At 63.7% G+C, this 25,748-nt stretch carries 26 protein-coding genes; 12 read left to right on the top strand and 14 right to left on the bottom strand.

All coding sequences use genetic code 11. From position 1 onward, the window contains the following. Window positions 1-45: 45 nt before the first annotated feature. On the bottom strand, window positions 46-411 hold the full coding sequence (locus tag KF871_RS02190; protein ID WP_291137664.1) for a DUF2917 domain-containing protein: 366 nt from the start codon (window positions 409-411) through the stop codon (window positions 46-48). Between the two features lie 148 nt (window positions 412-559). Between KF871_RS02190 and KF871_RS02185 the strand changes: the two genes are divergently transcribed. Next, on the top strand, window positions 560-754 hold the full coding sequence (locus KF871_RS02185) for a heavy-metal-associated domain-containing protein (protein ID WP_291137661.1): 195 nt from the start codon (window positions 560-562) through the stop codon (window positions 752-754). Between the two features lie 91 nt (window positions 755-845). Beyond that, the gene (locus tag KF871_RS02180) at window positions 846-1,388 is read left to right on the top strand and encodes a MerR family DNA-binding protein (protein WP_367171998.1); all 543 of its coding nucleotides are present in this window, start codon (window positions 846-848) and stop codon (window positions 1,386-1,388) included. Window positions 1,389-1,537: 149 nt separating this feature from the next. Here KF871_RS02180 and KF871_RS02175 read toward each other — a convergent pair whose 3' ends face one another. Further along, on the bottom strand, window positions 1,538-2,158 hold the full coding sequence (locus tag KF871_RS02175) for a class I SAM-dependent methyltransferase (protein ID WP_291137658.1): 621 nt from the start codon (window positions 2,156-2,158) through the stop codon (window positions 1,538-1,540). Window positions 2,159-2,254: 96 nt separating this feature from the next. Between KF871_RS02175 and KF871_RS02170 the strand changes: the two genes are divergently transcribed. Beyond that, the gene (locus tag KF871_RS02170) at window positions 2,255-2,614 is read left to right on the top strand and encodes a hypothetical protein (RefSeq protein ID WP_291137655.1); all 360 of its coding nucleotides are present in this window, start codon (window positions 2,255-2,257) and stop codon (window positions 2,612-2,614) included. A 20-nt stretch (window positions 2,615-2,634) separates the two neighbouring features. On the opposite strand, the gene KF871_RS02165 is transcribed toward KF871_RS02170, so the two are convergent. Next, window positions 2,635-3,993: a heavy metal sensor histidine kinase gene (locus tag KF871_RS02165; RefSeq protein WP_291137652.1), complete on the bottom strand. Its 1,359-nt coding sequence runs from the start codon at window positions 3,991-3,993 to the stop codon at window positions 2,635-2,637. A 12-nt stretch (window positions 3,994-4,005) separates the two neighbouring features. Beyond that, on the bottom strand, window positions 4,006-4,686 hold the full coding sequence (locus tag KF871_RS02160; protein WP_070400928.1) for a heavy metal response regulator transcription factor: 681 nt from the start codon (window positions 4,684-4,686) through the stop codon (window positions 4,006-4,008). On the opposite strand from KF871_RS02160, the gene KF871_RS02155 reads away from it, so the two are divergent. From KF871_RS02155 to KF871_RS02120, 8 genes are all read left to right on the top strand, one after another. Beyond that, window positions 4,673-5,926: a hypothetical protein gene (locus KF871_RS02155; protein ID WP_291137646.1), complete on the top strand. Its 1,254-nt coding sequence runs from the start codon at window positions 4,673-4,675 to the stop codon at window positions 5,924-5,926. The two genes, KF871_RS02160 and KF871_RS02155, sit on opposite strands and share 14 nt — an antisense overlap. Before the next feature lie 21 nt (window positions 5,927-5,947). Next, window positions 5,948-7,327 carry a copper oxidase gene (locus KF871_RS02150; RefSeq protein ID WP_291137644.1) on the top strand — a complete coding sequence of 460 codons (1,380 nt, stop codon included), beginning with the start codon at window positions 5,948-5,950 and terminating at the stop codon, window positions 7,325-7,327. A 52-nt stretch (window positions 7,328-7,379) separates the two neighbouring features. Next, window positions 7,380-7,868 (top strand): cupredoxin family protein, encoded by a 489-nt coding sequence (locus tag KF871_RS02145; protein ID WP_291137642.1) that lies wholly within the window; start codon window positions 7,380-7,382, stop codon window positions 7,866-7,868. Window positions 7,869-7,904: 36 nt separating this feature from the next. Continuing rightward, window positions 7,905-8,240, top strand: a complete 336-nt coding sequence (locus KF871_RS02140; RefSeq protein ID WP_291137639.1) for a copper-binding protein — start codon at window positions 7,905-7,907, stop codon at window positions 8,238-8,240. Between the two features lie 59 nt (window positions 8,241-8,299). Further along, on the top strand, window positions 8,300-8,662 hold the full coding sequence (locus KF871_RS02135; protein WP_291137637.1) for a hypothetical protein: 363 nt from the start codon (window positions 8,300-8,302) through the stop codon (window positions 8,660-8,662). Between the two features lie 66 nt (window positions 8,663-8,728). After that, complete coding sequence (locus KF871_RS02130; RefSeq protein ID WP_291137635.1) at window positions 8,729-10,027, top strand: TolC family protein; 1,299 nt, start codon at window positions 8,729-8,731, stop codon at window positions 10,025-10,027. After that, the gene (locus KF871_RS02125; protein ID WP_291137633.1) at window positions 10,024-11,637 is read left to right on the top strand and encodes an efflux RND transporter periplasmic adaptor subunit; all 1,614 of its coding nucleotides are present in this window, start codon (window positions 10,024-10,026) and stop codon (window positions 11,635-11,637) included. The genes KF871_RS02130 and KF871_RS02125 overlap by 4 nt, the downstream gene beginning before the upstream one ends. Next, on the top strand, window positions 11,634-14,753 hold the full coding sequence (locus KF871_RS02120) for an efflux RND transporter permease subunit (protein WP_291137630.1): 3,120 nt from the start codon (window positions 11,634-11,636) through the stop codon (window positions 14,751-14,753). Before KF871_RS02125 ends, KF871_RS02120 begins: the two co-directional genes overlap by 4 nt. Before the next feature lie 626 nt (window positions 14,754-15,379). Here KF871_RS02120 and KF871_RS02115 read toward each other — a convergent pair. The 6 genes from KF871_RS02115 to KF871_RS02090 form a co-directional block, all read right to left on the bottom strand. Beyond that, the gene (locus KF871_RS02115; RefSeq protein ID WP_291137628.1) at window positions 15,380-17,818 is read right to left on the bottom strand and encodes a copper-translocating P-type ATPase; all 2,439 of its coding nucleotides are present in this window, start codon (window positions 17,816-17,818) and stop codon (window positions 15,380-15,382) included. A gap of 4 nt (window positions 17,819-17,822) precedes the next feature. Then, entirely contained in the window at window positions 17,823-18,062 is a 240-nt protein-coding gene (locus tag KF871_RS02110) for a DUF2933 domain-containing protein (protein WP_291137625.1), read from the bottom strand. A 137-nt stretch (window positions 18,063-18,199) separates the two neighbouring features. Then, the gene (locus KF871_RS02105; RefSeq protein WP_291137623.1) at window positions 18,200-18,457 is read right to left on the bottom strand and encodes an SHOCT domain-containing protein; all 258 of its coding nucleotides are present in this window, start codon (window positions 18,455-18,457) and stop codon (window positions 18,200-18,202) included. A gap of 11 nt (window positions 18,458-18,468) precedes the next feature. Then, window positions 18,469-18,876: a DUF302 domain-containing protein gene (locus KF871_RS02100; RefSeq protein WP_291137621.1), complete on the bottom strand. Its 408-nt coding sequence runs from the start codon at window positions 18,874-18,876 to the stop codon at window positions 18,469-18,471. A 10-nt stretch (window positions 18,877-18,886) separates the two neighbouring features. After that, complete coding sequence (locus tag KF871_RS02095; RefSeq protein ID WP_291137619.1) at window positions 18,887-19,411, bottom strand: hypothetical protein; 525 nt, start codon at window positions 19,409-19,411, stop codon at window positions 18,887-18,889. A 187-nt stretch (window positions 19,412-19,598) separates the two neighbouring features. After that, on the bottom strand, window positions 19,599-20,048 hold the full coding sequence (locus KF871_RS02090; RefSeq protein ID WP_291137616.1) for a hypothetical protein: 450 nt from the start codon (window positions 20,046-20,048) through the stop codon (window positions 19,599-19,601). 255 nt (window positions 20,049-20,303) lie between these two features. Between KF871_RS02090 and KF871_RS02085 the strand changes: the two genes are divergently transcribed. Continuing rightward, a complete protein-coding gene (locus KF871_RS02085; protein WP_291137613.1) occupies window positions 20,304-20,624 on the top strand; it encodes a YnfA family protein in 321 nt (106 codons plus the stop codon). A gap of 23 nt (window positions 20,625-20,647) precedes the next feature. Here KF871_RS02085 and KF871_RS18745 read toward each other — a convergent pair whose 3' ends face one another. The 4 genes from KF871_RS18745 to KF871_RS02070 all read right to left on the bottom strand — a co-directional run bounded on the left by KF871_RS18745 (window position 20,648) and on the right by KF871_RS02070 (window position 25,578). Further along, window positions 20,648-20,890, bottom strand: a complete 243-nt coding sequence (locus KF871_RS18745) for an HAD domain-containing protein (protein WP_367171996.1) — start codon at window positions 20,888-20,890, stop codon at window positions 20,648-20,650. Between the two features lie 165 nt (window positions 20,891-21,055). Beyond that, the gene (locus KF871_RS02080; RefSeq protein ID WP_291137611.1) at window positions 21,056-21,562 is read right to left on the bottom strand and encodes an HAD domain-containing protein; all 507 of its coding nucleotides are present in this window, start codon (window positions 21,560-21,562) and stop codon (window positions 21,056-21,058) included. A 159-nt stretch (window positions 21,563-21,721) separates the two neighbouring features. Then, a complete protein-coding gene (locus KF871_RS02075) occupies window positions 21,722-23,293 on the bottom strand; it encodes an AAA family ATPase (RefSeq protein ID WP_291137608.1) in 1,572 nt (523 codons plus the stop codon). 131 nt (window positions 23,294-23,424) lie between these two features. Continuing rightward, window positions 23,425-25,578: a hypothetical protein gene (locus KF871_RS02070; RefSeq protein ID WP_291137605.1), complete on the bottom strand. Its 2,154-nt coding sequence runs from the start codon at window positions 25,576-25,578 to the stop codon at window positions 23,425-23,427. Window positions 25,579-25,748 lie beyond the last annotated feature (170 nt).

The following is a 25,748-nucleotide window of genomic DNA, read 5'->3' as shown; positions in this document are numbered from 1 at the left end:
GGGTTCGATGGATGCTCGGCCTTGCCACGAGGGCAAGGTCAAAGGTCAGAGGGCGCCGGCCTGCAGCCGGCGATGGGCCCAGGCGCGCGCCATCGGCAACCAGTGACTCCAGCCCTGCGTGTCGCGCCAGACGCGCGCCTGCACGGGCTTGCGGCTTAGGACCTTCACGCGCGGGGCGTCGAAGCCGCTCAGGCGCAACACGGCGTTTTCGCACACGGTGTGCACATCGCCGGTGGCGAGCAGGGTGTCGCGGGGATCGCCGTCGACGGTGATCCAGACGGTGCCCTGCGTGGATTGCAGAAGATCGCCCGGCTGCACGGGCAGCATCAGGCTGTGTTCGGGCGAGAGCTGCCATTCGCTGGCGGTGAAGGGGCCGAAGCCGGTATGCGGCAAAAGGCAGGCAGTGGACATGGAGGTGCTCCGGTAGAGGTTGGAGCTGCGAATGTTTTCGCTTGACACGTTGTCAAGGTCAAACACCGTGGGTTGCCCTGCGCCGCCTTGCGCTTGTCACCGTGGCAAGCCTCACGCTCGCGGCTCCTCAACCCTTTAGGAGCCTTCCATGCACGAATTTCAGCTTCCCGACATGACCTGTGGTCACTGCGCCTCCACCGTGAACCTCACGCTCAAACTGGTTGACCCCACCTGCGATGTCTCGGTCGACGTCGCCAACCGCAAGGTTCAGGTCAAGAGCAGCGAAGAGCGCGATGCGCTGATCGAAGCGCTGACCGATGCGGGTTATCCGCCGGCCGCCTAACCGCTCGTCGGCCCGACCTCGGCCGGCACTTGACCCTACCGCGGGGTGAAGGTTCAAGCTTCACCCCGTTGCGCCTTCTCTGGAGAACTCCATGTCCACGCTCATGAACATCGGCCAGGCCGCCGCCGCCGCGGGCGTCTCGCCCAAGATGATTCGTCACTACGAGCTCATCGGCCTGTTGCCCGAGGCCGACCGCAACGAATCAGGCTATCGCCTCTACAGCGAACGCGAGGTGTCGGTGCTTCGCTTCATCGGGCGTTCGCGCCACCTGGGCTTCTCGATCGCGCAAATCGCCGAACTCATTGGTTTGTGGAGCGACTCGGCGCGCTCCAGCCGCGAAGTTAAGACCGTGGCCGAGCGCCATCTGGCCAGCCTCGAGGAGAAGCGCCGCGAAATCGAACAGATGATGGCGGGCCTGTCGGAGCTGGTGCAAGCCTGCCAGGGCGACGATCATCCTCACTGCGCGATCCTGGACACGCTGTCGCAGCACAGCCTCGACAAGCACCAGCCACGCCACAAGCCGCAACTCAAGAAGGCGCATGCCAAGGACAGCGAGGCAGGCACAGCGGGCTCCGGCCACATCGATCTGATGGCCTGGATGCGCGGCGTCCAGGTGCACCACGGCACGCTCTGAGTGCGACGCAATCGGACGGTCTGAACGCCCGTGTGACCCCATCCCAGGTTCTCGAACTGTTCTGTTACGGAAAAGCCCGGCATGATGAACGCCCCGCGGGGGCAGCCGGATCGACGAACCGCCACCTCATCGCTGGACAGCACTGCCGATCAGTTCAAGTCCTTGCGGCATAGACAGTAGATAAACTTCTGGACGGTACCCATAGGAGTGTGATGCTCTTCGCGCTCCTGCTGCAAAAGCGTGAATGGGGCTCCGAACTCTGCATGCAGGCCGTCGGCGCTGTAGCGCTTGACGGGCAACCCGCTACACCTCTCCGGCCCGTCCTCGGCGAATGTCGCAACGATAACGTAGCCACCCGGCCTGACGGCACGCAGGACAGCGTTGACGTAGGCTTCGCGTTCTTCTCGAGTCGTGAGGAAGTGGAAGACGGCGCGATCGTGCCAGACATCGTAGGCATGGCGTGAAAGTTTAAGCTTCGTGATGTCACCGACCAGCCAACTTACACCAGATGCTCGCATGCCAAGCCGAGCACGCGATGCAGCAATCGCAGCATCCGACAGGTCGAGGACAGTGACAAATTGATAGCCGTTGACGAGCAGATCGTCCACCAATGTCGAAGCGCCTCCGCCAACATCGATAACGCTTGCCGTCTTCGGCACACCCGCACGTCCGATAAGCTCAACCGATTGGCCTGCATGCTCCTGGAACCAACTGACCTCGTTCTCAGACTTCGTGGTGTAGACCTGTTCCCAGTGTTCCTTAGATTGCATCGGAGCCTCCTAGACTCGATCTGCCGCAAGTCGGCGAACTAACTTACTTTAGCGTCGAAATCAGTTTGTCTCAGCAACGAGGAGATTGCCGAGCGCTTGCTGGCAATGGCTAGCGATGGCATCAACGACGCCACATCCCTGGTCAATGCCGAATTGGACAACGCAAGGTGTACGGGTGCCGAAGTGGCTGGCAGCAGCGCGCAAATTTCCCTCTTGAAGGGAGACCTTACGGACCCCGCTTCGGTACGCATGCTGCCGCAAGACACTGTGGCCAGTTTGAAGCAGAACCGGCTTTTCGCTTCCCTCCACTACGCGCTGGCCGCACAGGGGGCGGCGGGTGTTCTGCATACCTTGACGGTCTGGATTCCGACGGCGACTGACAAGACGGTCCATGTTACGAGCGACGAAGTCGCACGCCTTTCGCATCTGCCAAGCAAGGGACACAGCAGCCACTGACCCCATCACCGGCGATCACGCTAGCGAGTCACGAATTCGAGAGCGAACGTGTTGACTCCGTCTGCTGAGCGCACTGTCACCTCGCCGTGGTGAGCGTGCATGATGGCCTTGGTGATGGGAAGCCCCAAACCAACCCCCTCGGACACGTCCCGACTTCGGCCGGGGCTCAGGCGCACGAAGCGATCAAACAGCTGCTGGTGGGAAGCAACCGGAATCTGCGAACCGCGGTTGCTGACCGACAGCGTCACACCGGATTCGGACGGACTCACCACGATGGACACCGTGGTGTGCTTGTCGGCGTGCCGAACGGCGTTGGATAGCAGGTTGCTGATGGCACGGCGAATCATCAAGCGGTCGCCCGACACCTCGCCCTCACCGTCCACACCGATGGCCAGGTTCTTGTCGCTGGCGACCGCCTCATAGAACTCCACAATCGAACGAGCCTCTGTCACGAGGTTCACGGCCTCGCGCAAAGGCAGCTCGTGCAAGTTCTCTGTCTTGGCCAACAACAGCATGTCGGAAATCGTGCGAGCCAGACGCTGAAGTTCTTCCGAGATGGTGGCGAGGCTGCTGCGATAGTCCTGCGGCGTTCGCTGCTGTGCGAGCGTGACCTGTGCCGCGGTCAACAAATTGCTCACTGGCGTGCGCATCTCATGCGCCAGGTCCGATGAAAACGTGCTGAGCCGCTCGAAGTCAGCTTGCAGGCGATTCAGCATGTCGTTGAGCGACAAGGCAAGTTCGCGCATTTCCCGAGGAACGCTCTCGGCAGGCATGCGCTCACCCAGACGCTGGGCACTCAGGCGTTCGGCCCGCGCCTTCATGGCTGTAAGCGGTTTAAGACCGCCCCGGCTCGCCATCCACCCCAGCAAGGTGCCGGCCAGCACAGCGATCAGAGCGTAGACCGCGATCTTTCGCGTCAAGTCATCGAGAAAGTGCCGGTGATGGCTCGTGTCGACGGCCGCGGTCACCGATATCTGCCCGGGCGCGTTTCCGACCAGGTTCAGCTCGAAGCGCTGGGCATACAGGCTGCCATTGGCGTCGTACCAGGACAGGCCTTGGGAGCTTGTCTCCAACCCTTCGAGCACGACGCCAGGCACAATGAAATCACCCTGCTCTAGCAGTACGCCTGAACTGCCGCTGACACGAAGATACAGGCCATCGTGACCATGTGTGCTCGTGGCCAGTTGACGGCGCAAATCGTCCTCGGTTTGGCTTGCCTGAACCGCTTCTTCCACAAGGTGCACCTTGCTCATCAACAGCGAGCGATCCAGCTCGACGAAATGCGCGCTTGTTTCCCGAAGCACGAGCGTCGAGAAACCGGCCAGAACGAGTGCAACGACACCCGCGAACAGAATGGTCAGACGCGCGGTGAGTGACATGCTTCCCTGCAATCAGTGATCGGGTTCGTCGAGAACGTAGCCCATGCCTCGCACCGTCTGCAGGAGCTTGGTGTCGAAGCCATCGTCGATCTTGGCGCGCAGTCGCCGCACGGCCACGTCGATCACATTGCTGTCGCTGTCGAAATTGATGTCCCACACCAGTGACGCAATCAGCGTCCGAGGAAGAACCTCACCGCGGCGTCGCATGAAGAGCTCCAGTAGCCCGAACTCCTTGGCGGTCAGGTCTACGCGCCGACCTGACCGCGTGACGCGGCGACGGACAAGATCCAGCTGCAAGTCTGCGATCTGCAAGGACGTCGTATCTTGAATTTGGCCGCCACGCCTTAGCAGCGTCTTAATGCGGGCAAGCAACTCGGAGAACGAAAACGGTTTGATCAGGTAGTCGTCGGCGCCCAGCTCCAGGCCTTTGACGCGATCCTCCACGCTATCTCGGGCGGTCAGGTACAGCACCGGCAACTGGCTCTTCTTGCGCCGCAAAGAGCTCAGCACAGACCAACCGTCGATGCCTGGCAACATGACATCCAGGATCACGAGGCCGTAGTCGCCCTCGGTGGCCTCGTGCAATCCGTCGACACCGTTGCGGGCCAACTCACAGAAGTATCCAGCCTCCCTCAGCCCTTGCTTGAGGTATTCGCCCGTGTGGGCTTCGTCTTCGATGATGAGGATCTTCACGCAGCAAATCTCCAATCAAGGGCAGTTTGCCACGCCGCTTGTGCAGGCCCAACATGACAACTCTGTAATGAAACGGACAGACGCCTGTGTGCGGGCATTCAGAACAATGCCCCCATCGATCAGCAAAGGAGTCCACGTGAAGAGAGTTCGATGGAAAACGCAGGGGTTGGTCCTCCTCGCGGCGATGGCGTCCGCGGGCTTGGTTGCCGCTCAAAGCACCGCAGCCGAACAGTCGTCGGACTGGCGCTCTGCGAACGACGCGGTCGGCCAGTTCAAACGAGGGCACGCCGACATCCTCAAGTGGGAGGCGCAGAACGCCCCTGCCCCAGTTGCCGAGCCGAAGCTCGAACCCGGCTTCCCGCTACCCACGATGGAGAGCGTTGTTCGAGCGGCCTGGAAGCCACACCTGGAACTTCGCAGCGTGATGTCTCGCCTGGGCCAGGAGAACACTGACCGCATTGCAGCAGGAAAATGGTTGGACGTCGATGCGCGTCACCAACGTCGCGTGGGCGGGTTCGACGAATTGTTGGACGTTGCGGTGGATGCCCGTAAGGCATGGCTGAACGCTGTTGCCGCGAAACAGGCGTTGCGCCTGCAACAGGAATCTCTAGACGCGGCGCAGACAGCCACCGAACTGGGGCGTCGCATGGTCAAGGTGGGCAACTGGAGTGCCTACCAGCAAAGCCGCGTTGAGTTGGGGCTCTCTGCTGAGAAGACGGCTCTACTCCAGGCCCGTGTCGCCGCGGGGCAGTCGGAACAAGCGCTGTTGAAACTGCTGCGCCTCAACGGCGTATATCAGCGGTTGGATCTGCCCGAGACACTGCCCGATCTGCCCAAGGACCTACCAAGCGCCGAGCGCCTGGATGCCGAATTGCGAGAGATCTCCGCTCAACTTCCCATCGTCAATCAATCCAAGGCACAAATCAACTTTGGTCTCGCCGTTGGTGCGTGGGAGGCCTCGTTGGGCGTCGCTCGCGCGTACCGAAATGAGGTGATGGTCCAACGCAATTTTCTCGTCGACGAGAGCGTGCTCCAGTACAACGGCATGCTCAAGAGCGTTTGGGAGCTGCTAGCCGAGGTCCAGGCCCGAACCCAAGCGCAACGTAACACCGTGAACGCAGTACGCGACTACTGGCTCGCGGAAACCGACCTGCTGTGGGTACTTCAAGGCGGAGAACCCACCTCCTTCGTCACGCCGGGCGCATCCGCCGGTGAGGGCGCTGCTGCCGCCGGACATTGAACCCAACAAACCATCCAAAAAATGAGCAATCGACGTCAATTCTTTGCGGGCGCCGCGGCCACCATGGCCGGTCTCACCGTTGCACGATCGGCGCTGGCCGCCCTCCCCGAGCCCGTCATCCAGACCTCTGTTGACACGGCGGCGCCCCTGGTTCCCAACACCGGACGCCCATACAACCCGGTGGTCACGCTCAATGGCTGGAGCCTCCCCTGGCGCATGAACAATGGCGTGAAGGAGTTCCACCTGGTGGCCGAGCCCGTGGTGCGGGAGATGGCGCCCGGGTTCAAGGTCAATATGTGGGGCTACAACGGACAAAGCCCTGGACCGACCATTGAGGTCGTTGAAGGCGACCGCGTGCGCATCTTCGTAACCAACAAGCTCCCCGAGCACACCACCATCCATTGGCACGGCCAGCGCCTGCCCAGCGGCATGGATGGCGTCGGTGGCCTGAACCAGCCCGCCATTCCAGTGGGAAAGACCTTCGTCTACGAATTTGAGGCGCGTCGCCCCGGCACTTTCATGTACCACCCACACGCGGACGAGATGGTGCAGATGGCCATGGGAATGATGGGTTTCTGGGTCACGCACCCCAAAGGCAAGCATCCGCACATCAGCGACGTCGACCGCGATTTCTGCTTCCTGCTCAACGCCTTCGACGTCGAGCCCGGCAGCAAGACACCCAAGGTCAACACCATGACCGACTTCAATATCTGGGCCTGGAACAGTCGCATCTTCCCGGGCATCGACACCCTCAACGTGCGCCTGAACGATCGCGTGCGCATCCGCGTGGGCAACCTGACGATGACCAACCACCCCATCCACTTGCACGGCCATGAATTCCTGGTGACCGGCACAGATGGTGGACCCACGCCACCCTCCACGCGCTGGTACGAGGTGACCACAGATGTAGCAGTCGGTCAGATGCGCCAGATCGAGCTGATTGCCGACGAAGAAGGCGACTGGGCCGTCCATTGCCACAAGAGCCACCACACCATGAACGCCATGGGTCACGATGTACCCACGATGATTGGAGTGGACCACCGTGGTCTGGTAAACAAGATCCAGCGCGTGGCGCCGGACTACATGGTGATGGGCGAGCGAGGCATGGCCGACATGGGCGAGATGCAGATGCCCATCCCTGACAACACAGCACCCATGATGACCGGTACCGGCCAGTTCGGTCCCATCGAAATGGGCGGCATGTTCAGTGTGTTCAAGGTCCGCAAAGACCAGAAGCCGGGAGACTACAAAGATCCCGGCCCCTACAAGTTTCCGCAAGGCACCGTTGCCTATGAGTGGTCAGGCGCTACTCCGACCGCGCCACGTTCGACCACCGTCAGTAGTAGCGGCAAGGCCGACGCAACGGCGGTGAAGCCCTCGCACAGCGCCAAGCACCACTGATGCCTCGCATTCAGTTCCGTTCGTACGACATCTCACCCTTCTGGAGTCATTCATGAAACTTCGCACTGCGGCCCTGCTCCTGTCACTGGCCTCGATCACCACCCTCGCGAGCGCCCATGGCAACGAGGAGCACAAGAAGGCCGGACCGGTCAAGATGGAGCAAAAGCCCTGGGGCATTGCCGGCAACGCCAAGGCGGTGAGTCGCACCATTGAGATCGGTATGACCGACGCCATGCGTTTCACGCCGGACAAGCTGGAAGTGCGGGAAGGTGAAACGGTGCGTTTCGTCCACACCAACTCGGGCAAGGTGATGCACGAGTTTGTGCTGGGTACCAAACAGGAGCTCGACGAACACGCCGCACTGATGAAGAAGTTCCCCGGCATGGAGCACGATGAGCCCTACATGTCTCACGTCGCCCCAGGCAAGCGCGGCGAAATCGTCTGGCGATTCAACCGCGCAGGCGAGTTCGACTTCGCCTGCTTGTTGCCTGGCCACTACGAAGCCGGCATGGTCGGCAAGATCAAAGTCGTGGCCAAGTAAGTCACTCCGCTCCTCTCAACCACTTGGACAAAGAACATGAAACTCACTTCCATTCTCGCGGTGGCCAGTCTTTCCCTGGCAGCATTCACCCAACCTGCGATGGCTCAGACCATGGACCACGGCAAGATGGGCATGACCCAGGATCTGCCCATGGTCGACGCCGAGGTGCGCCGAGTCGACAAAGAGAACGGCAAGGTAACCCTCAAACACGGCGCCATCAAGAATATGGACATGCCGCCGATGACCATGGTCTTCACCGCGCGCGACAAGGCCATGCTCGAAGGCATCGCTGTGGGCGACAAGGTGCAATTCACCGCCGTCAACGAGAAGGGGCAGATGCTGGTCGAGTCGATCAAGGCCATCAAGCCTTGACCTCGGTTGGCGCATCGGGTGCCTCATCGCGGGCTCCTCAAATGCCTTAGCATTCCCGGATGCGTCGCTGGATTGCCCTCCTGCTCTTGATGACCTTGCCCTGGCAGGCCCTGGCCAGCACGGGCTCGTGGAGCATGCCCTGCGCGATGGGCGAGGAAGCCATGGCCACCGAAGCAGACGCCGGTGACGGCGGCATGGTTGACGCCAGCAGCGACTGTTGCAACGACTTCGCCACCTGGGCGCGCACCGGCCTGGCCTGCCAGGCCGGAACCGTGTGTATGCCAGCCAGCGTCTGGCCCGCGCTGACCACCTTCATCCCGGCCCTGCCCTCTCCTCTCACTTGGCCAACGCCGCCCTGGCCAGCGTGGCAGGCGCCCCGTTTCGATCCCTCCGGTATCTGGCGACCGCCCACGGCGGGCTGAGGCTTTCGCACTCAGCGGTGGCGCGTTCGCGCGCCGCCTTTTTCGCCATATCTCCGGAGGTTTTCCATGGTCTCCTCACCTTGCAGCCGCAATGGGCTGCGCGGGGCGCTGCGCGCCGCACTGCCCCCCCTGGCGGGACTTTTCTTCTGGTCCGGTTCCCCGGTCCTCCATGCCCTGACACTGGACGAAGCGGTCGCCCTCGCGCAGATGCGCTCGCCCGCCGTGGCGGCAAGCGAAAGCGAAGCCCGCGCGCTTCGCGAGCTGGCCGTTCAAGCCGGTACCCGGCCGGACCCCATGCTGCGGCTGTCGCTGAACAACTTGCCTGTCAATGGCACCGACCGCTGGAGTACCACGCGGGACTTCATGACCATGCGCTCGGTCGGAGTCGAACAGGCCCTGCCGTCGAGCGGCAAGCGGGAGGCGCGCCGGGCCGAACGTGATCGACAGGCCGACGCGCAGCTTGCCCAGGCCGCCGCGCAGGCTGCCACTGCGCGCCGTGAGGCGGCCTGGGCCTGGTGGGACCTGCGCGCTGCGGGCCTGCGCCGCCAGGCCATTCAGGCGCAGACCATACACGCCGCCGATCTGTTGCTGGCCGCCGAGGCAGCGTGGCGTGGTGGGCGTGGCAGCGCCAGCGCGCTGATCGCGGCGCGCGATGATGGGCTGCGGCTGCAACAGGCTTTGCTTGCAGCAATCGAGGAGCAGGAGATAGCGCGTACGGCGTTGAAACGCTGGACGCAAGTCGTGCCCGAACAACTGCCCGAGGCGCCAGCGATCGATACCGAATTGCCCACAGACACCACCTTGCTCACTCAGCACCCTGAGGGCCTGGTCGCGCAGGCCCGAACAGCCGCCACGCGGGCCATGGCCAGTCTGGCTGATGCAGAGCGATCGCCCGACTGGAGCGTCGAGCTCATGTACAGCCGGCGGGGCTCGCGCTACACCGACATGGTTTCGGTGGGCCTGTCGATTCCGCTCACGCTGGACCGGGCACATCGGCAGGATCGCGAGCTGGCCGCACGCCTGGCCGAGGCCGATGCGCGCGAAGCAGAGGCTGAGGACGTGCAGCGCGAACTGGCGCGGCAATTTCAGACCTGGCGGTCGCAGTGGCGCTCGGCACTGGCCCGGCGCGAACTCATCGACAGCCAACGCGAACCCCTGGCGCGCCAACGTGTGCAGGCGGTGTTCGCCGCCTACCGCACGGGTCAGGAACCCATGGCATCGGTCATCGAAGCCCAGCAGGACGCCCTGGCGCTGGCGCTTGAACGCATCGATGTGGAGCTTTCCGCCGCGCGCGCATGGTCCGCGCTGGCCTTTGCCTTGCCTTCGTCACGTCAGTTGGTCACAGCCGCGGGAGATCGCCCATGAAAACCCATGCTTTGCATCGCCTGGTGCGCTGGTTGATCGGCGCGCTGGTTCTGGTGTCGGTGGCCATGGTCGGTTGGTGGGTGGGCCGACAAGGCGTTGGGCCTGCGGCGCAGACCTTGGTCGACTCAACCTCGGCCGGTGCGCCACAGGATCCTGGCCAGTGGAGCATCGCTCAGGGCGAAGCGGCCACCCGGCGCCACCTGCGCGATGGCCTGAAAGCCGGCGACCAGGATCCGCAAACGGGCCGGCGCATCCTGTATTACCACGACCCCATGGTGCCTGGAAGGCAATTCGACGCACCGGCCAAATCGCCCTTCATGGACATGATGCTGGTACCCCGCTACGCCGGCAGCGAGGGCGCTGACAGCGGCAGCGTGAACGTGAGCTCACGCATTCAGCAGAACCTGGGCTTGCGCACGGTGGTGGTTGGCGAAGGGCGCCTCAAGACCGAAGTGCTGGCCGTGGGCAACATTGCCTGGAGCCAGCGCGAGCAAACCCTGCTGAGCGCGCGCGCGACCGGCTTTGTGGAGCGGCTGCACGTACGCGCGGAGCTGGACCGTGTGGCCCGGGGTGCGCCCCTGCTGGAGTTGTACGTGCCCGACTGGGTGGCCGTGCAAGAAGACTACCTTGCCGCCCTGCGCATGCAGGGGCCGGGGGCGGCGTCGCTGCGTGAAGGCGCGCTGGTGCGCATGCGACAGGCCGGCATGTCAAACGAACAGATCGACTCGGTGGTGCGCGCTGGCCAGTTGCAACCGCGCTTGACGCTGCGCGCGCCGCACGCTGGATTCGTCAGCGAACTGCTCGTGCGCGAGGGCGTCACGGTGACACTCGGCATGCCCCTGTTGCGCCTGCAAGGCACGCGCCAGGTCTGGGCAGAGGCCGAGGTCCCCGAAAGCCAGGCAGCCGGATTGCACGCGGGTATGGCCGTGACTGCCACCACACCAGCACTTCCCGGCGAAACCCTCAAGGGGGAACTGCAAGCCCTGCTGCCCGTGCTTGACGCCGGCACGCGCACGCAGCGCGCCCGGCTCGTGCTGGACAACCCACGCGAGCGACTGGTAGCGGGACAGCTTGCGCAAATGCGCTTTCACTCCGAGGAAGGAGAGACACGCCTGCTGCTGCCGAGCGATGCTCTCATTCGAACCGGCCAACGCAACGTGGTAATGCTGGCCGAAGCAGATGGACATTTTCGACCGGTGGAGGTCGAACTCGGCCGCGAATCCGATGGCCAAGTGGAGTTGCTGGCCGGTTTGCAGGTGGGCCAGCGCGTGGTGGTTTCTGGGCAGTTCCTGGTCGACTCGGAAGCCAGCCTGCGAGGGCTGCAAGCGCGCTTGAACCAGGAGGCCCAACCCGTCCAGACGGTTGGCGCTGCCCATCGCACCGAAGCACGCATCGCAGGATTCAAGGACGGGCTCATCACGCTGGACCACCCGCCGATCGCCTCGCTGCAGTGGCCTGCGATGGTGATGGATTTCCGCCTGCCACCGCCCGACCGCCTACCGCGAAACCTGGTGACTGGCGAGCGCGTGCAGGTTGAGTTCCGCGAGCAAGACGGCGAGTTGCCGCTGATCCTCGATCTCAGGCGCGCGGCACCGGGAGCACCGCGATGATCGCCCACTTGATCCACTGGAGCATCGCGAACCGGCTGCTGGTGCTCATCGGCACGCTCATCGCCGCCGCCTGGGGAACGATCGCCCTGCTGCGTACGCCGCTGGACGCGCTGCCCGACCTGTCGGACACGCAGGTCGTGGTGCGCACAAGCTGGCCCGGTCAGGCGCCGCAGATTGTGGAAAACCAGGTCACCTACCCGCTGACCACCACCATGCTGTCGGTGCCGGGCGCGCGCGCAGTGCGCGGCTTCTCCATGTTCGGCGATAGCTTCGTCTACATCCTGTTCGAGGACGGCGTCGATTTGTACTGGGCGCGATCGCGCGTGCTGGAGTACCTCAACCAGGTCCAGTCCCGCCTGCCCACGGCGGCACGCTCCTCCATCGGGCCCGACGCCACAGGCGTGGGCTGGATCTATCAGTACGCACTGGTCGACCGCAGCGGCCAGCAGGACGTCTCGCAACTGCGCGCGCTGCAGGACTGGTTCCTGCGCTTCGAACTCAAGACCGTGCCTGGCGTGGCGGAGGTGGCCAGCGTGGGGGGCATGGTGCGGCAGTACCAGATCGTGCTCGATCCCGACCGGTTGGCGGCCTACCGGATCACGCAGCGGGATGTGAGTGATGCGGTCTCGCGCGCCAACCAGGAGGCTGGTGGTTCGGTCCTCGAACTCGGTGAGGCCGAGTACGCGGTGCGCGCCAACGGCTATCTGCGCTCGCTCGACGACTTTCGCGCCATTCCCTTGCGCGGCACGGCCGCTGGTGTGTCGGTCACCCTGGGCGATGTGGCACAGGTGCAGATCGGCCCCGAGGCACGCCGCGGCGTCGGCGAGCTGAACGGGGAAGGCGAAGCGTCTGGCGGCATCGTGGTCATGCGCAGCGGCGAGAACGCGCTCGCCACCATTGCGGCGGTCAAAGCGCGCCTGGCCGACCTGCAACGCAGCCTTCCCGCGGGCGTGGAGCTGGTGCCGGTGTACGACCGCTCCGACCTGATCGGGCGCGCGGTGAATAACCTGCGCACCAAGCTCATGGAGGAGTTCCTCGTCGTGGGCCTGGTGTGCCTGGCGTTCCTATTTCACCTGCGCAGCGCTGTCGTCGCCGTCGTCACCTTGCCGCTGGGCGTGCTCGTGGCCTTCATCGTCATGCAGCAGCAGGGCATCAACGCCAACGTCATGTCGCTGGGCGGTATTGCCATCGCCATCGGCGCCATGGTGGACGCGGCCATCGTGATGATCGAGAACGCCCACAAGTGGCTGGAGCGCTGGCAACACGAACACCCGGGGGAAGTGCTGCGCGGCGAAGCGCGTTGGAAGCTGATGGGGGATGCCGCGGCCGAGGTGGGTCCGGCATTGTTCTTCTCGCTGCTTGTGATCACGCTGAGCTTCATTCCTGTGTTCACGCTGCAGGCTCAGGAGGGCCGGCTGTTCTCGCCCCTGGCCTTCACCAAGACCTACGCCATGGCGGCGTCTGCAGGCCTGGCAGTGACCCTCATCCCGGTGCTCATGGGGTACCTGATCCGCGGGCCGGTGGCTGCCGAGAACAGAAATCCAATCAACCGCGCGCTGATTGCGCTGTACCGTCCGGCACTCGAGGCGGTGCTGGCTTGGCCAAAGCTGACGCTGGCACTCACGACGATGTTGCTGTTGGCAACCGCCTGGCCCCTGCACAAACTGGGCAGTGAGTTCATGCCGCCAATGGACGAAGGTGATTTGCTCTACATGCCCACCGCCTTGCCCGGCTTGTCCATCGGCAAGGCGGCCGAGTTGCTGCAGCAGACCGACCGGCTCATCAAGACCATCCCTGAGGTCCAGAGCGTCTATGGAAAGGCAGGCCGCGCGGAGACCGCCACCGACCCGGCTCCGCTGGAGATGTTCGAGACAACCGTACGCTTCAAGCCGCGCGACGAGTGGCGACCCGGCATGACCATGGACATGCTGGTGGAGGAACTCGATCGCACGGTGCGTGTACCCGGTTTGTCCAATATCTGGGTGCCACCGATCCGAAATCGCATCGACATGCTAGCCACCGGAATCAAGAGCGCGGTGGGTGTGAAGGTGGCCGGCCCCGACCTGTCGACGATAGAGAAACTCGCGGCCGAAGTGGAACGGACCGTCAAAACCGTGCCCGGCGTGAGCAGCGCCCTGGCAGAGCGCGTGGCCGGCGGCCGCTACATTGACATGGACATTGACCGTGCGCGTGCCGCGCGCTACGGCTTGAACATCGCCGACGTGCAAGCCGTGGTGGAAGGTGCCATTGGCGGACAGGTCATCGGTGAAACGGTGGAGGGCTTACAACGCTACGGCATCAACCTACGCTACCCACGCGACATGCGCGACTCCCTACCCGCGCTGCGCAGCCTGCCCATGGTGGCGCCCGATGGTCAACGTCTGGTGCTGGGCGACGTGGCCGATCTGCGCATCTCCAGTGGTCCGCCGATGCTGCGCAGCGAGAACGGGCGTCTGGCGGGGTTCGTTTACGTCGATGTGCGCGGGCGCGATCTGCGCAGCACCGTGCTGGAAATGCAGCGCGCGGTGGCGAGCAGCGTAGCCTTGCCCGCTGGTTATTCGATTTCCTGGTCGGGGCAGTTTGAGTACCTGGAGCGTGCAGCCGCGCAACTGCAACTGGTGGTTCCCTTCACATTGCTGATCATCTTCGTGCTGCTGTTCATTACCTTTCGGCGGTTCGACGAGGCCCTGCTCATCATGGCCACACTGCCGTTCGCATTGGTGGGCGGGGTTTGGCTCTTGTGGGCACTGGGACACAACCTGTCGGTGGCGAGTGCCGTTGGCTTTATCGCACTGGCCGGCGTGGCAGCCGAGTTCGGCGTGATCATGCTTGTCTACTTGAAGCAAGCATGGCAGGAGCGAGTCAATGCGGGTCAACTTGACGCACAGTCGTTGCTGGATGCGATCCGTGAAGGTGCGGTACTTCGCGTGCGCCCGAAAGCCATGACGGTGGCTACCATCGTGTCAGGCCTATTGCCCATCATGTGGAGTTCGGGAACTGGCAGCGAGGTGATGCAGAGAATTGCTGCCCCAATGGTCGGAGGCATGCTCAGTGCACCATTGCTTTCATTGTTCGTGGTGCCAGTGGTATACCGGCTGATGCGCGAACGGCGATAGACATACCCAGATCTTGGGGGCATCCTCGATTTCCGAAGACTGAACCTCTTGATGTGCAATCCAGTGTCGTGGGACTCCCTCGAGAGCGGGGCTGCGCGGCGGCTTACTCCGGTCCCCAGCGCGTGAGGGGAGCAAGTTCAGCAGGGGTTGGAGCTCCATTCTGATGCGATTAACAGTGCGGCACCAGTTCGACTGGATCGGCCGCGGTTTGGCCCCCAGCCTGTTTGGCGCAGACCTTCAATGTCCCCACCACGATAAACGATCACAAGCCTGGCAGCGGCAGGTACAGCGTGCGCCTACTGGACCGAAGAACCACAGTCACTCCCGCAGGTATTGCGCCATCACAGGTCGTGCAAAGCATGGCGTGAGACTACCCAGTCCCACAACCCGGTATGACCGGTTCGTGGTCTTGCATCGCCAAGGCCATCGCCAGTACGGCGCTCCACTTGCCGGCGCCCACCACGCCAGCACCGGGAGCATGTGGATCACGCCGGGCAGCGCGCCCAGCGCCATGGTCGCCGTCGAGGTCCTGCACGTGACGTCCCGCCGCCGCCGTGCCGGCCAGGTGGTGCCGAGGCCAGCCCAGAGCGCAGAGCGCGTGCGCGAGGATGTCCACGGCCCTGCCTTTACACCCGCGCCGAGCGAAGCCGCAGCGCGTTTAGCACCACCGACAGCGAAGAGGCGCTCATCGCGAAGGCCGCGAAGATCGGCCCGATCAGCAGGCCGATGAAGGGGTAGAGCACACCCGCGGCCACCGGCACCCCGGCGGCGTTGTAGATCAACGCGAAGAAAAGGTTCTCGCGGATGTTCCTCATTGTCGCGGTCGCCAGACGCCGTGCGCGCACGATGCCGGTCAGGTCGCCCTTGACGAGCGTGAAGCCGGCGCTCTCGATGGCCACATCTGCGCCGGTGCCCATTGCGATGCCCACGTCGGCCTGCGCCAGCGCCGGCGCGTCGTTGACGCCGTCGCCGGCCATCGCCACCTTGCGCCCCTGGGCTTGCAGCTCCTGGACGATGCGGGCCTTGTCCTGAGGAAGGACGTCGGCGCGGATCTCGTCGATGCCCAGACGCGCGGCGACCGCCCTGGCCGTGCGCTCGTTGTCGCCGGTGGCCATGATGACCCGCAGGCCCAGCGCGTGAAGGGCCTTGATGGCCTCCGGCGTACTTGCCTTGACCGGGTCGGCCACCGCCACCAAACCGGCAACGGCGCCGTCGAGCACCACAAACATAACCGTCTGGCCTTCGTCGCGTGCGGCATCGGCCTTGGCAGACAGCGCCGCGCCGTCGAGGCCAAGATCCTTGACCAGCTTGAGGTTGCCCAATGCCACCGACTTACCGTCGACGCGGCCTTTGACGCCCTTGCCAGTGACCGCCTCAAAGTCCTGCGCCTCGACCAGCTTGACGCCACGCTCCTCGGCACCCTTAACGATGGCCTCAGCCAGTGGGTGCTCCGAGCCTTTTTCCAGTGTCGCGGCCAGGCGCAGCACTTCGGCCTCGTCGTGCCCCGGCTCCGGCATCACTACCACCAGCTTCGGTTTGCCCTCGGTGAGCGTGCCGGTCTTGTCAACAATCAGGGTATCGACCTTCTCAAAGCGCTCCAACGCCTCGGCGTTCTTGATCAGCACACCCATTTGTGCACCACGGCCAGTAGCGGTCATGATCGACATCGGCGTTGCCAGCCCCAACGCGCAGGGGCAGGCGATGATCAGCACGGCTACGGCCGACACCAGTGCGTAGGCCAGTGCCGGCGACGGGCCCCAGATCGCCCATGCGATGAAGGAGAGCACCGCAACGCCGATCACGGCCGGCACAAAGCGGCCAGCCACCATGTCGGCCCACTTCTGGATCGGCGCACGACTCTTCTGCGCGCTGGCCACCATGTCCACGATCTGCGCCAGCAGGGTGTCGGCGCCAACGCGCGTGGCTTCCATCACCAGACTGCCGGTGCCGTTGAGCGTGGCGCCGGTGAGCCTGTCGCCGGCCACCTTTTCCACCGGTACCGGCTCGCCGGTGATCATGCTCTCGTCGATTGAAGAGCGGCCATCGACCACGGTGCCGTCCACCGGCACCTTGTCACCCGGGCGCACGCGCAGGTGGTCGCCGACCTGCACCTGCTCGAGCGGGATCTCCTCTTCGGTGCCGTCGGGGCGGATCACGCGCGCAGTCTTTGCCGCAAGGTCGAGCAGCGCGCGAATCGCTTTGCCGGTGCCTTCCCGAGCTCGAAGCTCCATCACTTGGCCAAGCAGCACCAGTGTGACGATGACCGCAGCGGCCTCGAAGTAGACGCCAACCGTGCCGGTTGCTGGGTCGCGAAATCCGGCCGGGAAGATTCCTGGCGCGACCAGCGCTACCACCGAGTAGATGAACGCCGCCGCCACGCCCATGCCGATGAGGCTGAACATGTTGAGATTCCACGTGCGGAATGAGGTTAAGCCGCGCTCGAAGAAGGGCCAGCCGGACCACATGATCACTGGTATGGAAAGCGCGAGCTCGATCCACATTGCATTGTGCTCACCGAAAAAGTTGCGCACTGCGGTGATGCCGAACAAGGGCGACATCGTCAACACGAGCAAAGGCACCGTCAGCACAGTTGCAACCCAAAGGCGGCGCGTGAAGTCGACGAGCTCAGGATTCGGGCCTTCGTCAGCCGCGGCCGAGACGCCCTCGAGCTGAAGTCCCATGCCGCACAGTGGGCAGGCACCGGGCCCGGTTTGGCGCACCTCCGGGTGCATGGGGCAGGTGTAGACGCTGCCGCGCCAGTCGGCTGGCACCTTGTCATAGGCGCTGGCCGCTGTTGCCTTGGCAGGTGTCGACGCGGCATGCGCGGCTTGACCGTGACCTGCGTGATCGTGGTGCGCATGGCCTGCATGGCCATGAACAGCATGGGCGTCGGCCGAGACCTGATCCTTTGGCACCAGAAACATGCCGCACTTCGGGCACCTGCCGGGGGAATCCTGCTGGACCTCCGTGTGCATCGGGCACGTATAGGTCGTCACGGCATCGATTGCGACCTGTCCGGTCGATCGCTCGTCGTGGTCACGGAGGCGTTGTTGGGGCATATCCATGGTCTCAACCCTTGTCGCTGTCGTTGCGTGGACCGGCGCTCTGGCCACCATACCCGCCGTGCCCGCCATGGCCCCCATGACCGAGGAGCAGGTGCATCAGCGGACAGGCCAGCAGCAGCAAGTAGATCCAGTTGCCAGCGACATGATTCCAGTGCTCGCGCAGCAGGTAGAAGCCGCCCACCAGCGCCACCATCAGCAGGGCCGTCTTCAGCGGCCTGCCCAGGCTCGAGGAGGACCGCTTCATATCTGGGGCAGGCCGCGAATCTAGGCCTTGCAGGGAACCGTGCGAGTGGTCATGCGTATTCATCGTGTCGTCCTTTCGTGATGCCTCGCGGAGCTCGATTGCTCGTACTCAGCGTAGACCCTGACAACGGGTCAATGTCAAGGGCCTGCCGCGCGATCGCGTTGCAGAAGCGCCCTGCGTTTCTCGTACTCCTCGGGTGTGCATTCGCCGCTGGCCAAGCGCCGCTGCAGCAGTTCGAGCGGCGTCTCGCGCCGCCCAGTCATGCGACCCGCATCGCTCGTGCGCTCACCCGTCCGACCCCACAGTGCCCAGACAAATGCCGCAACGATGCCGACCCAGAAGATCCACCACAGGAAGTGCATGCCGCCCATGAACCATCCGCCGTCGTAATACATATACATCTCCTTCAACCTTGGTTCGGCGCCATGAGGGCGCTGCGGACGCGCTGCAACCGTGCGCGAACTTCGATAGCCACCTTGGCGACCTCGGGGTCGTCGGTGAGCTGCAGCACGGCCACCGGATCCATGAAGCCGGCAACGAGGCGGCCGTCGGCCTCCTCTCGCACGATTACGTTGCACGGCAGAAGCAGCCCTATGTCGGGTTCTGCGATCAGCACGCGGTGCGCCAAGGGCGGGTTGCAGGCGCCGAGGATGCGGTAGGGACGGCCGTCGACACCGAGCTTGGCCTTCATCGTGGCCTGCACATCGATCTCAGTCAGCACCCCGAAGCCCTCGACCTTGAGCGCCTCGACAACGCGCTCGACGACCGCATCAAATTCGCTGTCGGGTAGGTCGCAGTGGAAACCGTAGCTCATCTGTTGCCCCTCACTTGCTTGCAGGTGGCGGCGCCATACGGTCCATCATCATCTGCATCATGGACTGCATCATGTCCATTCGCTGCTCCATCATCTGCTGGCGCGACGCCATGTCGCCAGGTTGAGCGGGTGCGGCTCCGGGACGATTGCCGCCCGCCATTGCGCCGCCGCCCATGCCCATGCCCATGCCCATGCCCATGCCCATGCCCATGCCACCCATCATGGCCATGCCGTCCTGCATCAGCTTCATCTGCTCCGCCATCAGCGCATTTCGCTCCTCCGGCGTCTTGGCCGCAAGCATCTTGTCGTGCATCGCCTGCATGGCCTTCATCTGCTCGGCGTAGCCAGAGGACCCTGTAGCCGTACCGGACATGCCCATGCCTTGCGGAACCTGCTGCGCCTGGGCCACGCGCTGCGCAGCCGATGCCGCAGGGTGATGGGTGTCATGTTCGTCATTGCCAGCTGCAAAAGCCGAGGCGGCCAGCAGGGGTAGCGTTGCGCCAGCAATGATCGTGATCTTGTGAACGGTTGTCATGGAAAGCTCCTGTCGAACGAAAGTGATTCGGAAAGATCTGGTCGGATATCAATGTCGTGGCCGTACCTGCGTACGGTGTCGTGCGGGCAACAAGCGGATAACGATTGTTGGCATGCGAAGGACGACGGGATGCACAAGGGCGTGCTCACGCCGCCCCATGCTCCGGGACGGACGCGAAGACGAGGCGCTATAGCGCCAGACGCGAGAGGCGAGTGCGCGGCGGGATCGCGGCTGGGATCGGCATCGTGGCGGCGACGGGATCGTCCGCCAAACTTGCGACGCTCGAAGTCCACGCTGCCGACAGCAGAAGCAGCGGCACATGGGTAAGGTCGACTGCACCCGGCGTGGCGTCGGGTTGCACCCGGGTCTGCAACGTGGCGTCGCAGAGATCCAGACACAGCAGATCATCTGGCCCAGCGTCATTGCCATGCGAGGGCACGGCACCCCCGTGCCCCGCCATCAGGATGGCTGCCGTCAGGGCGTCGCTGCCCGCGTCGGCGTGAGCATGAGTCTGCCGCTCCTGAAGGACGCAGGCGTTCGCCCAAGATACGCCAATGGCAAACAGCCAGAACACCAGCATCGCGGTTGCGATTCGGCGCAAGGTTCTGGGTCGGCGGATCGGTGCCATGGTGATCATGGATGGATGATTTCTATTCTAGGCACGGGTTCCGCAGGCCATTTGACGCAGATCAACGTCGCGACCCGTCAGAGTACGCAGGAGACGCAGACAGCCGCGTGCTCCCTCCATCGGTCCTGCACCTCGGAAAGTCGAATGAATGCTCTCTGGGTAAGTTCATTCAGCTCTGAGGTCCGTTGACTCCCAAGCGGCCTTACGACCTGAACCTTGCACTGCTCTCAGTGGGAATCGAGCTACCTCGATCAAAATGCTTCCATGAGAACCCTGCTGCTCTTCGTTGCAACCGCTCTCGCGGAGATCCTGGGCTGCTACCTGCCCTACCTTTGGTTGAAACAAGGAAAGCCGGTCTGGCTTTTGATCCCCGGCGCACTCAGTCTGGTCACATTCGTCTGGCTACTGACCTTGCACTCAACTGCGGCCGGGCGGGTCTATGCGGCCTATGGTGGCGTCTACGTGTGCGTGGCGCTTGGCTGGCTTTGGGTTGTGGACCAGGTAAGACCAACGGCCTGGGACGTGACAGGCGTTGCGGTCGCACTGCTCGGGATGGGACTCATCATGTTCCAGCCAGCCAAGTAGGGAAACAGGCGTTGGAACCAGCCTTAGCCAGATCTGATCGACCGGATCAGCTCGAGCAGGTTGTGAGCATCGCACGCCGAGAAGCCCTTCCTCGGGTTCGTATAGATCACCCGCTCGTGAGTGAGGAAGTTCAGTCGCTCATCGTCAATCGCGCACCAGTGCAATAGTGAGCGCTTGTTCGCGATCAACCAGTCCCGGCATTGCGTTTCTCGACTGGGGACTTCTGGATAGTGACTTGGGAGCTGCCGGCACTGCGCGGTTGACATATTGTCTGTGCCCATACGCATGCCAAAGTGCCACTTCAATTCGGACGCATGAGACCATGGTCGACTCGTGAAGGAACCCGCATATTCGGCTCCTACTGGGCTGCTACCGGCTTTGAATACACCCTGTTAAGGTGAATCCGCTAGTAGTTGGCAGTCTGCACACCTTTAGCCGAGCCGTAGCGTGTGAATCAGCTCTCTCAACCTGTGAGCATCACAAGCCGTAAACCCCTTCTTGGAGTTTGTGTAGATCACCCGCTCGTGAGTGAGAAAGTTCAATCGTTCATCGTCAATCGCGCACCAGTGCAACAGTGAGCGCTTGTTCGCGATCAACCAGTCCCTGCATTGCGTTTCTCGGCTGGGAACTTCTGGATAGTGACTTGGGAGCTGCCGGCACTGCGCGGTGACCCCAACGACGCGCTCATACAGCGTCGGCCAGACTTCCAGGAACTCTCGGATATGGGCAAGTGAGTGGTAGGCCGCCCATGTACTGGATACCACCACTTCCACATTGGGCAGTTCCTTGAGCGTGAGCTCCAATACATCCGCTCGCTCAAACAAGCGTTCGGTTGGCGCCCCCAACGGGTGAAGAACGCCATCGAAATCGAGAAACACCGTCACCAGGGGCAGTGGCAACAGGTTCAACGGTGATTCTTCTTTTGCTGACTCGTCCATGGGACCCCCAAGTCTGCGCTTCTCCGCTTGGCACAGTTCCCCCTTGAGCGCACGCATCATGATCTCGTGCGAAGCCTCACGCAACTACCGGAGCCAGAATTCTTGCCTCCAAGGTGAATGACACCTTTCGTATGCAAGGTCATATGGCTGAGCGCCCTGCTAGTGGAGCCAAGTCGCTGCGCGATTGCCATCTACATCGGACAGTAGGACCTCGCGAGGCAGATGGTGTACCGCCACCAGATTTGATCCGCTGCGAGCCGCGGCGGCTGACGCGCCCAGTGTTGCCTGGTAGATCTCCCGCGCACTCAAGTGCGCAAGCGCCACCACGATGCGCCGGTCCGGCTCCCCTTCTCTGAACCCGGCCGCCTTCAGTGCGTGCTTCACCACGCTTCGTGAAAGCTGAATCGCCTGCTCCGCATCCGGCGGCGTGATCAGGAACTCCTTGAAGCGCGAGCGCAGTGTCGCTGGCACCCACCACGGGTAGTTGGCTGTGGCGATCCAGGTGATCTGGCTCGCATTCATCTCCAGATCCAGGCTGATATCACGCACATTGGCCGCCGACACCGGCTCGAGCAGCGAGTGCAACACACCAGTTGGCGAGGACAGCCCGCCCGAGCTCTTGTTGATGACCTGCGCCTTGTCCAGTTCATCCAGGATCACCAGCGGGTTGGCGTACTCGCCCATGCCCAGTAGATCGAAGACAAGCCCGTAGCGGGAATTGCCCCAGGTGATGTCCGAGCCCAGCAGGGCTGACGAGGTTTCGGCCTGATCCATTGGGTGGCGACGCACCGGAACCCCAAGCACCTTGGCCAGGGATTCGCAGAAATGGGTCTTGCCCACTCCGGGAGGGCCGAAGAGCAGCAAGGGCGGCAAGCGCACGGGCGGCGAGACTTCTTCCTCTCCTGGCGCGCCTCTGTCTTTGCTGGCCTTCTTGGACCTGCCCTTCCCTGCCCGAACCTTCTTTCCTGTGCCGCGGGCTTCGGCGTCCGTTTCGGGCTTCGCGCTCGGCTGCCCTGGCGCCTCACCGCGCATCTTCTGCAGCGCCACGTGGTTGGCCACGAACTGGATCACCTCACCGAAGTGCGGGTGATCGTCCTGCAGCGCCAGGATGGCCTCAACCGACTCGGGCGCCCCCAGGCGCCGCCAGGGCCCTTTCGCCTTGAGCAGGTAGCCCACAGACTCATTCCTGTTCTTCACGTCCGAGTCCACGCTTTGCGCCGTGCTCGCCATGCGCTGCACGTCGTCTTCTCGGCAAACCCGCAGTCGCCGGGAAGCTGGCAGCTTGGCGACCTGTTTCCGGAATCCGGACTGGTCCGGGTCAATCCCCATGCTTTTGAGGCGCGCCTGGATCTTTACCTGCTTCTCTTTCTCTTCTCGCTCGGCGCGCTCGGCCGCAAGCTTCTTTTGCTCCAGCTGGCGCCGTTCTTCCTCCTCCTTTCGGATCCTGCGAATGCGTGCCCTACTTTCCGCGGGGTCGGGTTGAGACTCCTCCCCGGCCCCTGCCTCGTCCCTCTCATCGCCCCTCTCCTCGTCCCCCTCCCTTTTCAGGCGCTCCTTCAGGGCGTCGAACTGCTCACCCACACCCGGGGGCAGCATGAGATCCAGCCTGTAGTCGTCGGCAAACCGGTGGTAGACAACGAAGGTCTTTTCGCTGTGCAGACGCGTGCGGCCTTCGGCGGGCTTGGTGGTGAAGCTGGCCGGGCGGCGCTTGGTCTTCTCTGGTGCGCTCACGGGTGCGCTCGCTGATGCGCTCACGGGTGCGCTCGCTGATGCGCTCACTGGTGCACTCGCCGGTGCGCTCGCCGGTGCGCTCGCCGGTGCGCTCGGATCGGCGTCCTTCTTGAGGTCAGTCATCTTGGACCTCACTTCAGCGCGCGTAGCTTGTTGTAATGGCTGATGCGGATGCGCTCGATCTCGACTGGCACGCACCGCGCACCGAAGCGTCGGCCCACCTGCCCCTTCTCGATGAAGGACAACGCCACCTCGGCCTCGGCGCGTTTGCGGACCAGGTGCGCGGCCAGGCGCTGCAGCACGAGAGTCGCCTTGGGACCCGAGTACATCAGGGCGTAGACCTGCTTGTTGTGGCTGATGCGCCGGGTCACCTCGTGGATCGGGCCGACCTCCCCCACACACTCCCGAAAGTGCTCCAGGGTCTTGAGGCAGTTCTGCGTGATCTGCACCACCAGGCGGTAGGTGGCGGCTCGGTTCGGGTAGCGCTGCTTGACGATGCTGATGCAGCCGTCGCCATCGAGCATGCCGGCCGCCCAGGCCAGACTCGGGCGTGGCCAGGGAAGCTTGCGGTCCGCGTAGGTGTAGAGATCACGCTCGGGTTCTCGCCCAGACGCCCGCCGAGGATCGGAGCCGAGGCCAGTGCGGGATTCGTCCGCTCGCAGCGGCTCAGGCGGGAGCGCCATCATGGCCATCAGCAAAGGAGAAACGTCGTCTTCGCCGTCGTCGATCTCGGGCTCCTCGGTGAGCGGCCCCTCGTCGGGCTCGTACGCCAGGTCAAGATCGCCTTGGGCGCCATCCTGCGGGTCGCGGTCCGACTCGTGCTCGGCGTCCGCAGCATCCTCAGCGCCTGCACCCACTTCAGCCGAATCCCCAGGGACCCGGGCCAGCGCCGCGGTCACCAGCGTCGGCACGGGCTCCAGCGGCAGCGGCTGTTGAGGATCAGGACGGGCATCACGCAGTCGGGCAGAAGCTTCGCGGCGTGCCAGCTGCATGGCATCACAGAAGGTCTGCGCCATGAGCGCAAAGCGCGGGTTGACGGGGTTCTTGCCCAGGGGTCCGTGTTTGCTACCGATGCGGTACTGCTGGTGAACCGCGTCCGAGAGCAGCAACTGCAGCCAGACACCGTCGTTCACCGCATCTTTCATGCCTCCTTGGCCATCGGCCGCATTGCTCATCGGCTCCAGGTTGATGAAGCGGGTGAGCAGGCCGCGCAGCGTGAGCTGGGTCAGCGGGTGCGCGGCGCGCTCGGCATCGCGCGCTCGGGCCAGGGCTTCGCTGGACGAATAGCCGCCACCCGACACCGGATCCGGTGCCCCGCGCAGAGACCCCAGTTCGGCAATCAAGCAGGCCAGGCGAACGAGAGAGGTTTCATCCCGGGTCAGCTCAGGCGAATTGACCTGCCCGGCCGCGACCACGCCGAGGGCCAGTGGGTGCACCACGCTGCGCGCACGCACCTCCGGCAGCAGAGCCATTAGCCCCTGCTCAATGTCGGCCCGGGCGATCGCGGCCATGAACAACGCCTGGTGAGCGGGTTTCAAGCTCAGGATGGCGTGGTTCAGGTCGGCCGTGATGCCACCCGAGAGGCCCAGGTGATCGAGCAACCAGGGGCCCGAGCCACGGCCCGAGCGCGGCTGGTCGATACCCGTGACCAGGAGAGCATCACCAGGCACACCCGGCACGCGGGTCTTGGTAGCTCGGATCCAGCGCACGCGGGGAGAAGCCGCCTGGACGATCTCGGCCTGCTCCGAGGGCGTGGGCAGCACGAGCGTCTGGTCACCGCTGCCGAGCAGGGCGATTGAGACACTGCCTTCTCGGCGCTGGCAGATTTGGCCGTGCTGGTTGGTGTACGGGCCCACGGGGCCGAGCGGGAAAGAAGCGCTCAGCAGCGTGTTCATGCGAAACACCGAGCCGGGCTCTGCCAGTTCACCCAGCAGGTTGGGCATCTCTTCGCCGGGGGAGACGGCATAGGGGGCAAAGCCACCGGTGCCCGAGCCGGTGCTGAGGTCAGAGCGATCCGAGCCTTCAGCGCGACCACCATCGTTGGCCGCGGGCTTGGCCAAGCGCGCCGAGAGCTGGCTGCGCACGCTCTTCTCGAACTCACCCATGTTCTTGGAGAGTTCACGCAGGACGTTGGGCATGGCCAGGGCGTGGGCCACCGGGTCGGCATGCGGCTTGATGTGACCAGTGCCGTCGGTTTGGTCAACCAACTGCGCGGCAGCGCGGGCGGTGGTTTGAGCGATCAGTTGTTGGGTGCACTGGGCGGCGGTCTTGCGGTTCGTGTTCATGGTGGTGTCCTTTTCGCGAATGGGAAAACTGGGTTTTGGGTTCGGAGATCGGGTCGTTCGAAGTCGTGTTTCGGTGCGCTTGGGCTGTTTCAGGCAAGGCTTCGCCTCACCGGTGCAGCGGACACATCGGTCCGGCCGGTTCAGAACGTCTTCAGTGGGTCCTCCGGGGT

The sequence above is a fragment of the Hydrogenophaga sp. genome (genome assembly GCF_019635465.1).
Classification (GTDB): domain Bacteria; phylum Pseudomonadota; class Gammaproteobacteria; order Burkholderiales; family Burkholderiaceae_C; genus Hydrogenophaga.
This window is presented reverse-complemented; position numbering and strand designations above follow the sequence as displayed.

Bases quoted from the DNA above. Each gene is read 5' to 3' on its own strand.
- KF871_RS02190 (WP_291137664.1), bottom strand. From the start codon at position 411: ATGTCCACTGCCTGCCTTTTGCCGCATACCGGCTTCGGCCCCTTCACC.
- KF871_RS02185 (WP_291137661.1), top strand. From the start codon at position 560: ATGCACGAATTTCAGCTTCCCGACATGACCTGTGGTCACTGCGCCTCC.
- KF871_RS02180 (WP_367171998.1), top strand. From the start codon at position 846: ATGTCCACGCTCATGAACATCGGCCAGGCCGCCGCCGCCGCGGGCGTC.
- KF871_RS02175 (WP_291137658.1), bottom strand. From the start codon at position 2,158: ATGCAATCTAAGGAACACTGGGAACAGGTCTACACCACGAAGTCTGAG.
- KF871_RS02165 (WP_291137652.1), bottom strand. From the start codon at position 3,993: ATGTCACTCACCGCGCGTCTGACCATTCTGTTCGCGGGTGTCGTTGCA.
- KF871_RS02155 (WP_291137646.1), top strand. From the start codon at position 4,673: ATGAGGATCTTCACGCAGCAAATCTCCAATCAAGGGCAGTTTGCCACG.
- KF871_RS02150 (WP_291137644.1), top strand. From the start codon at position 5,948: ATGAGCAATCGACGTCAATTCTTTGCGGGCGCCGCGGCCACCATGGCC.
- KF871_RS02145 (WP_291137642.1), top strand. From the start codon at position 7,380: ATGAAACTTCGCACTGCGGCCCTGCTCCTGTCACTGGCCTCGATCACC.
- KF871_RS02140 (WP_291137639.1), top strand. From the start codon at position 7,905: ATGAAACTCACTTCCATTCTCGCGGTGGCCAGTCTTTCCCTGGCAGCA.
- KF871_RS02135 (WP_291137637.1), top strand. From the start codon at position 8,300: ATGCGTCGCTGGATTGCCCTCCTGCTCTTGATGACCTTGCCCTGGCAG.
- KF871_RS02130 (WP_291137635.1), top strand. From the start codon at position 8,729: ATGGTCTCCTCACCTTGCAGCCGCAATGGGCTGCGCGGGGCGCTGCGC.
- KF871_RS02125 (WP_291137633.1), top strand. From the start codon at position 10,024: ATGAAAACCCATGCTTTGCATCGCCTGGTGCGCTGGTTGATCGGCGCG.
- KF871_RS02120 (WP_291137630.1), top strand. From the start codon at position 11,634: ATGATCGCCCACTTGATCCACTGGAGCATCGCGAACCGGCTGCTGGTG.
- KF871_RS02115 (WP_291137628.1), bottom strand. From the start codon at position 17,818: ATGGATATGCCCCAACAACGCCTCCGTGACCACGACGAGCGATCGACC.
- KF871_RS02110 (WP_291137625.1), bottom strand. From the start codon at position 18,062: ATGAAGCGGTCCTCCTCGAGCCTGGGCAGGCCGCTGAAGACGGCCCTG.
- KF871_RS02105 (WP_291137623.1), bottom strand. From the start codon at position 18,457: ATGTATTACGACGGCGGATGGTTCATGGGCGGCATGCACTTCCTGTGG.
- KF871_RS02100 (WP_291137621.1), bottom strand. From the start codon at position 18,876: ATGAGCTACGGTTTCCACTGCGACCTACCCGACAGCGAATTTGATGCG.
- KF871_RS02095 (WP_291137619.1), bottom strand. From the start codon at position 19,411: ATGACAACCGTTCACAAGATCACGATCATTGCTGGCGCAACGCTACCC.
- KF871_RS02090 (WP_291137616.1), bottom strand. From the start codon at position 20,048: ATGATCACCATGGCACCGATCCGCCGACCCAGAACCTTGCGCCGAATC.
- KF871_RS02085 (WP_291137613.1), top strand. From the start codon at position 20,304: ATGAGAACCCTGCTGCTCTTCGTTGCAACCGCTCTCGCGGAGATCCTG.
- KF871_RS18745 (WP_367171996.1), bottom strand. From the start codon at position 20,890: ATGTCAACCGCGCAGTGCCGGCAGCTCCCAAGTCACTATCCAGAAGTC.
- KF871_RS02080 (WP_291137611.1), bottom strand. From the start codon at position 21,562: ATGGACGAGTCAGCAAAAGAAGAATCACCGTTGAACCTGTTGCCACTG.
- KF871_RS02070 (WP_291137605.1), bottom strand. From the start codon at position 25,578: ATGAACACGAACCGCAAGACCGCCGCCCAGTGCACCCAACAACTGATC.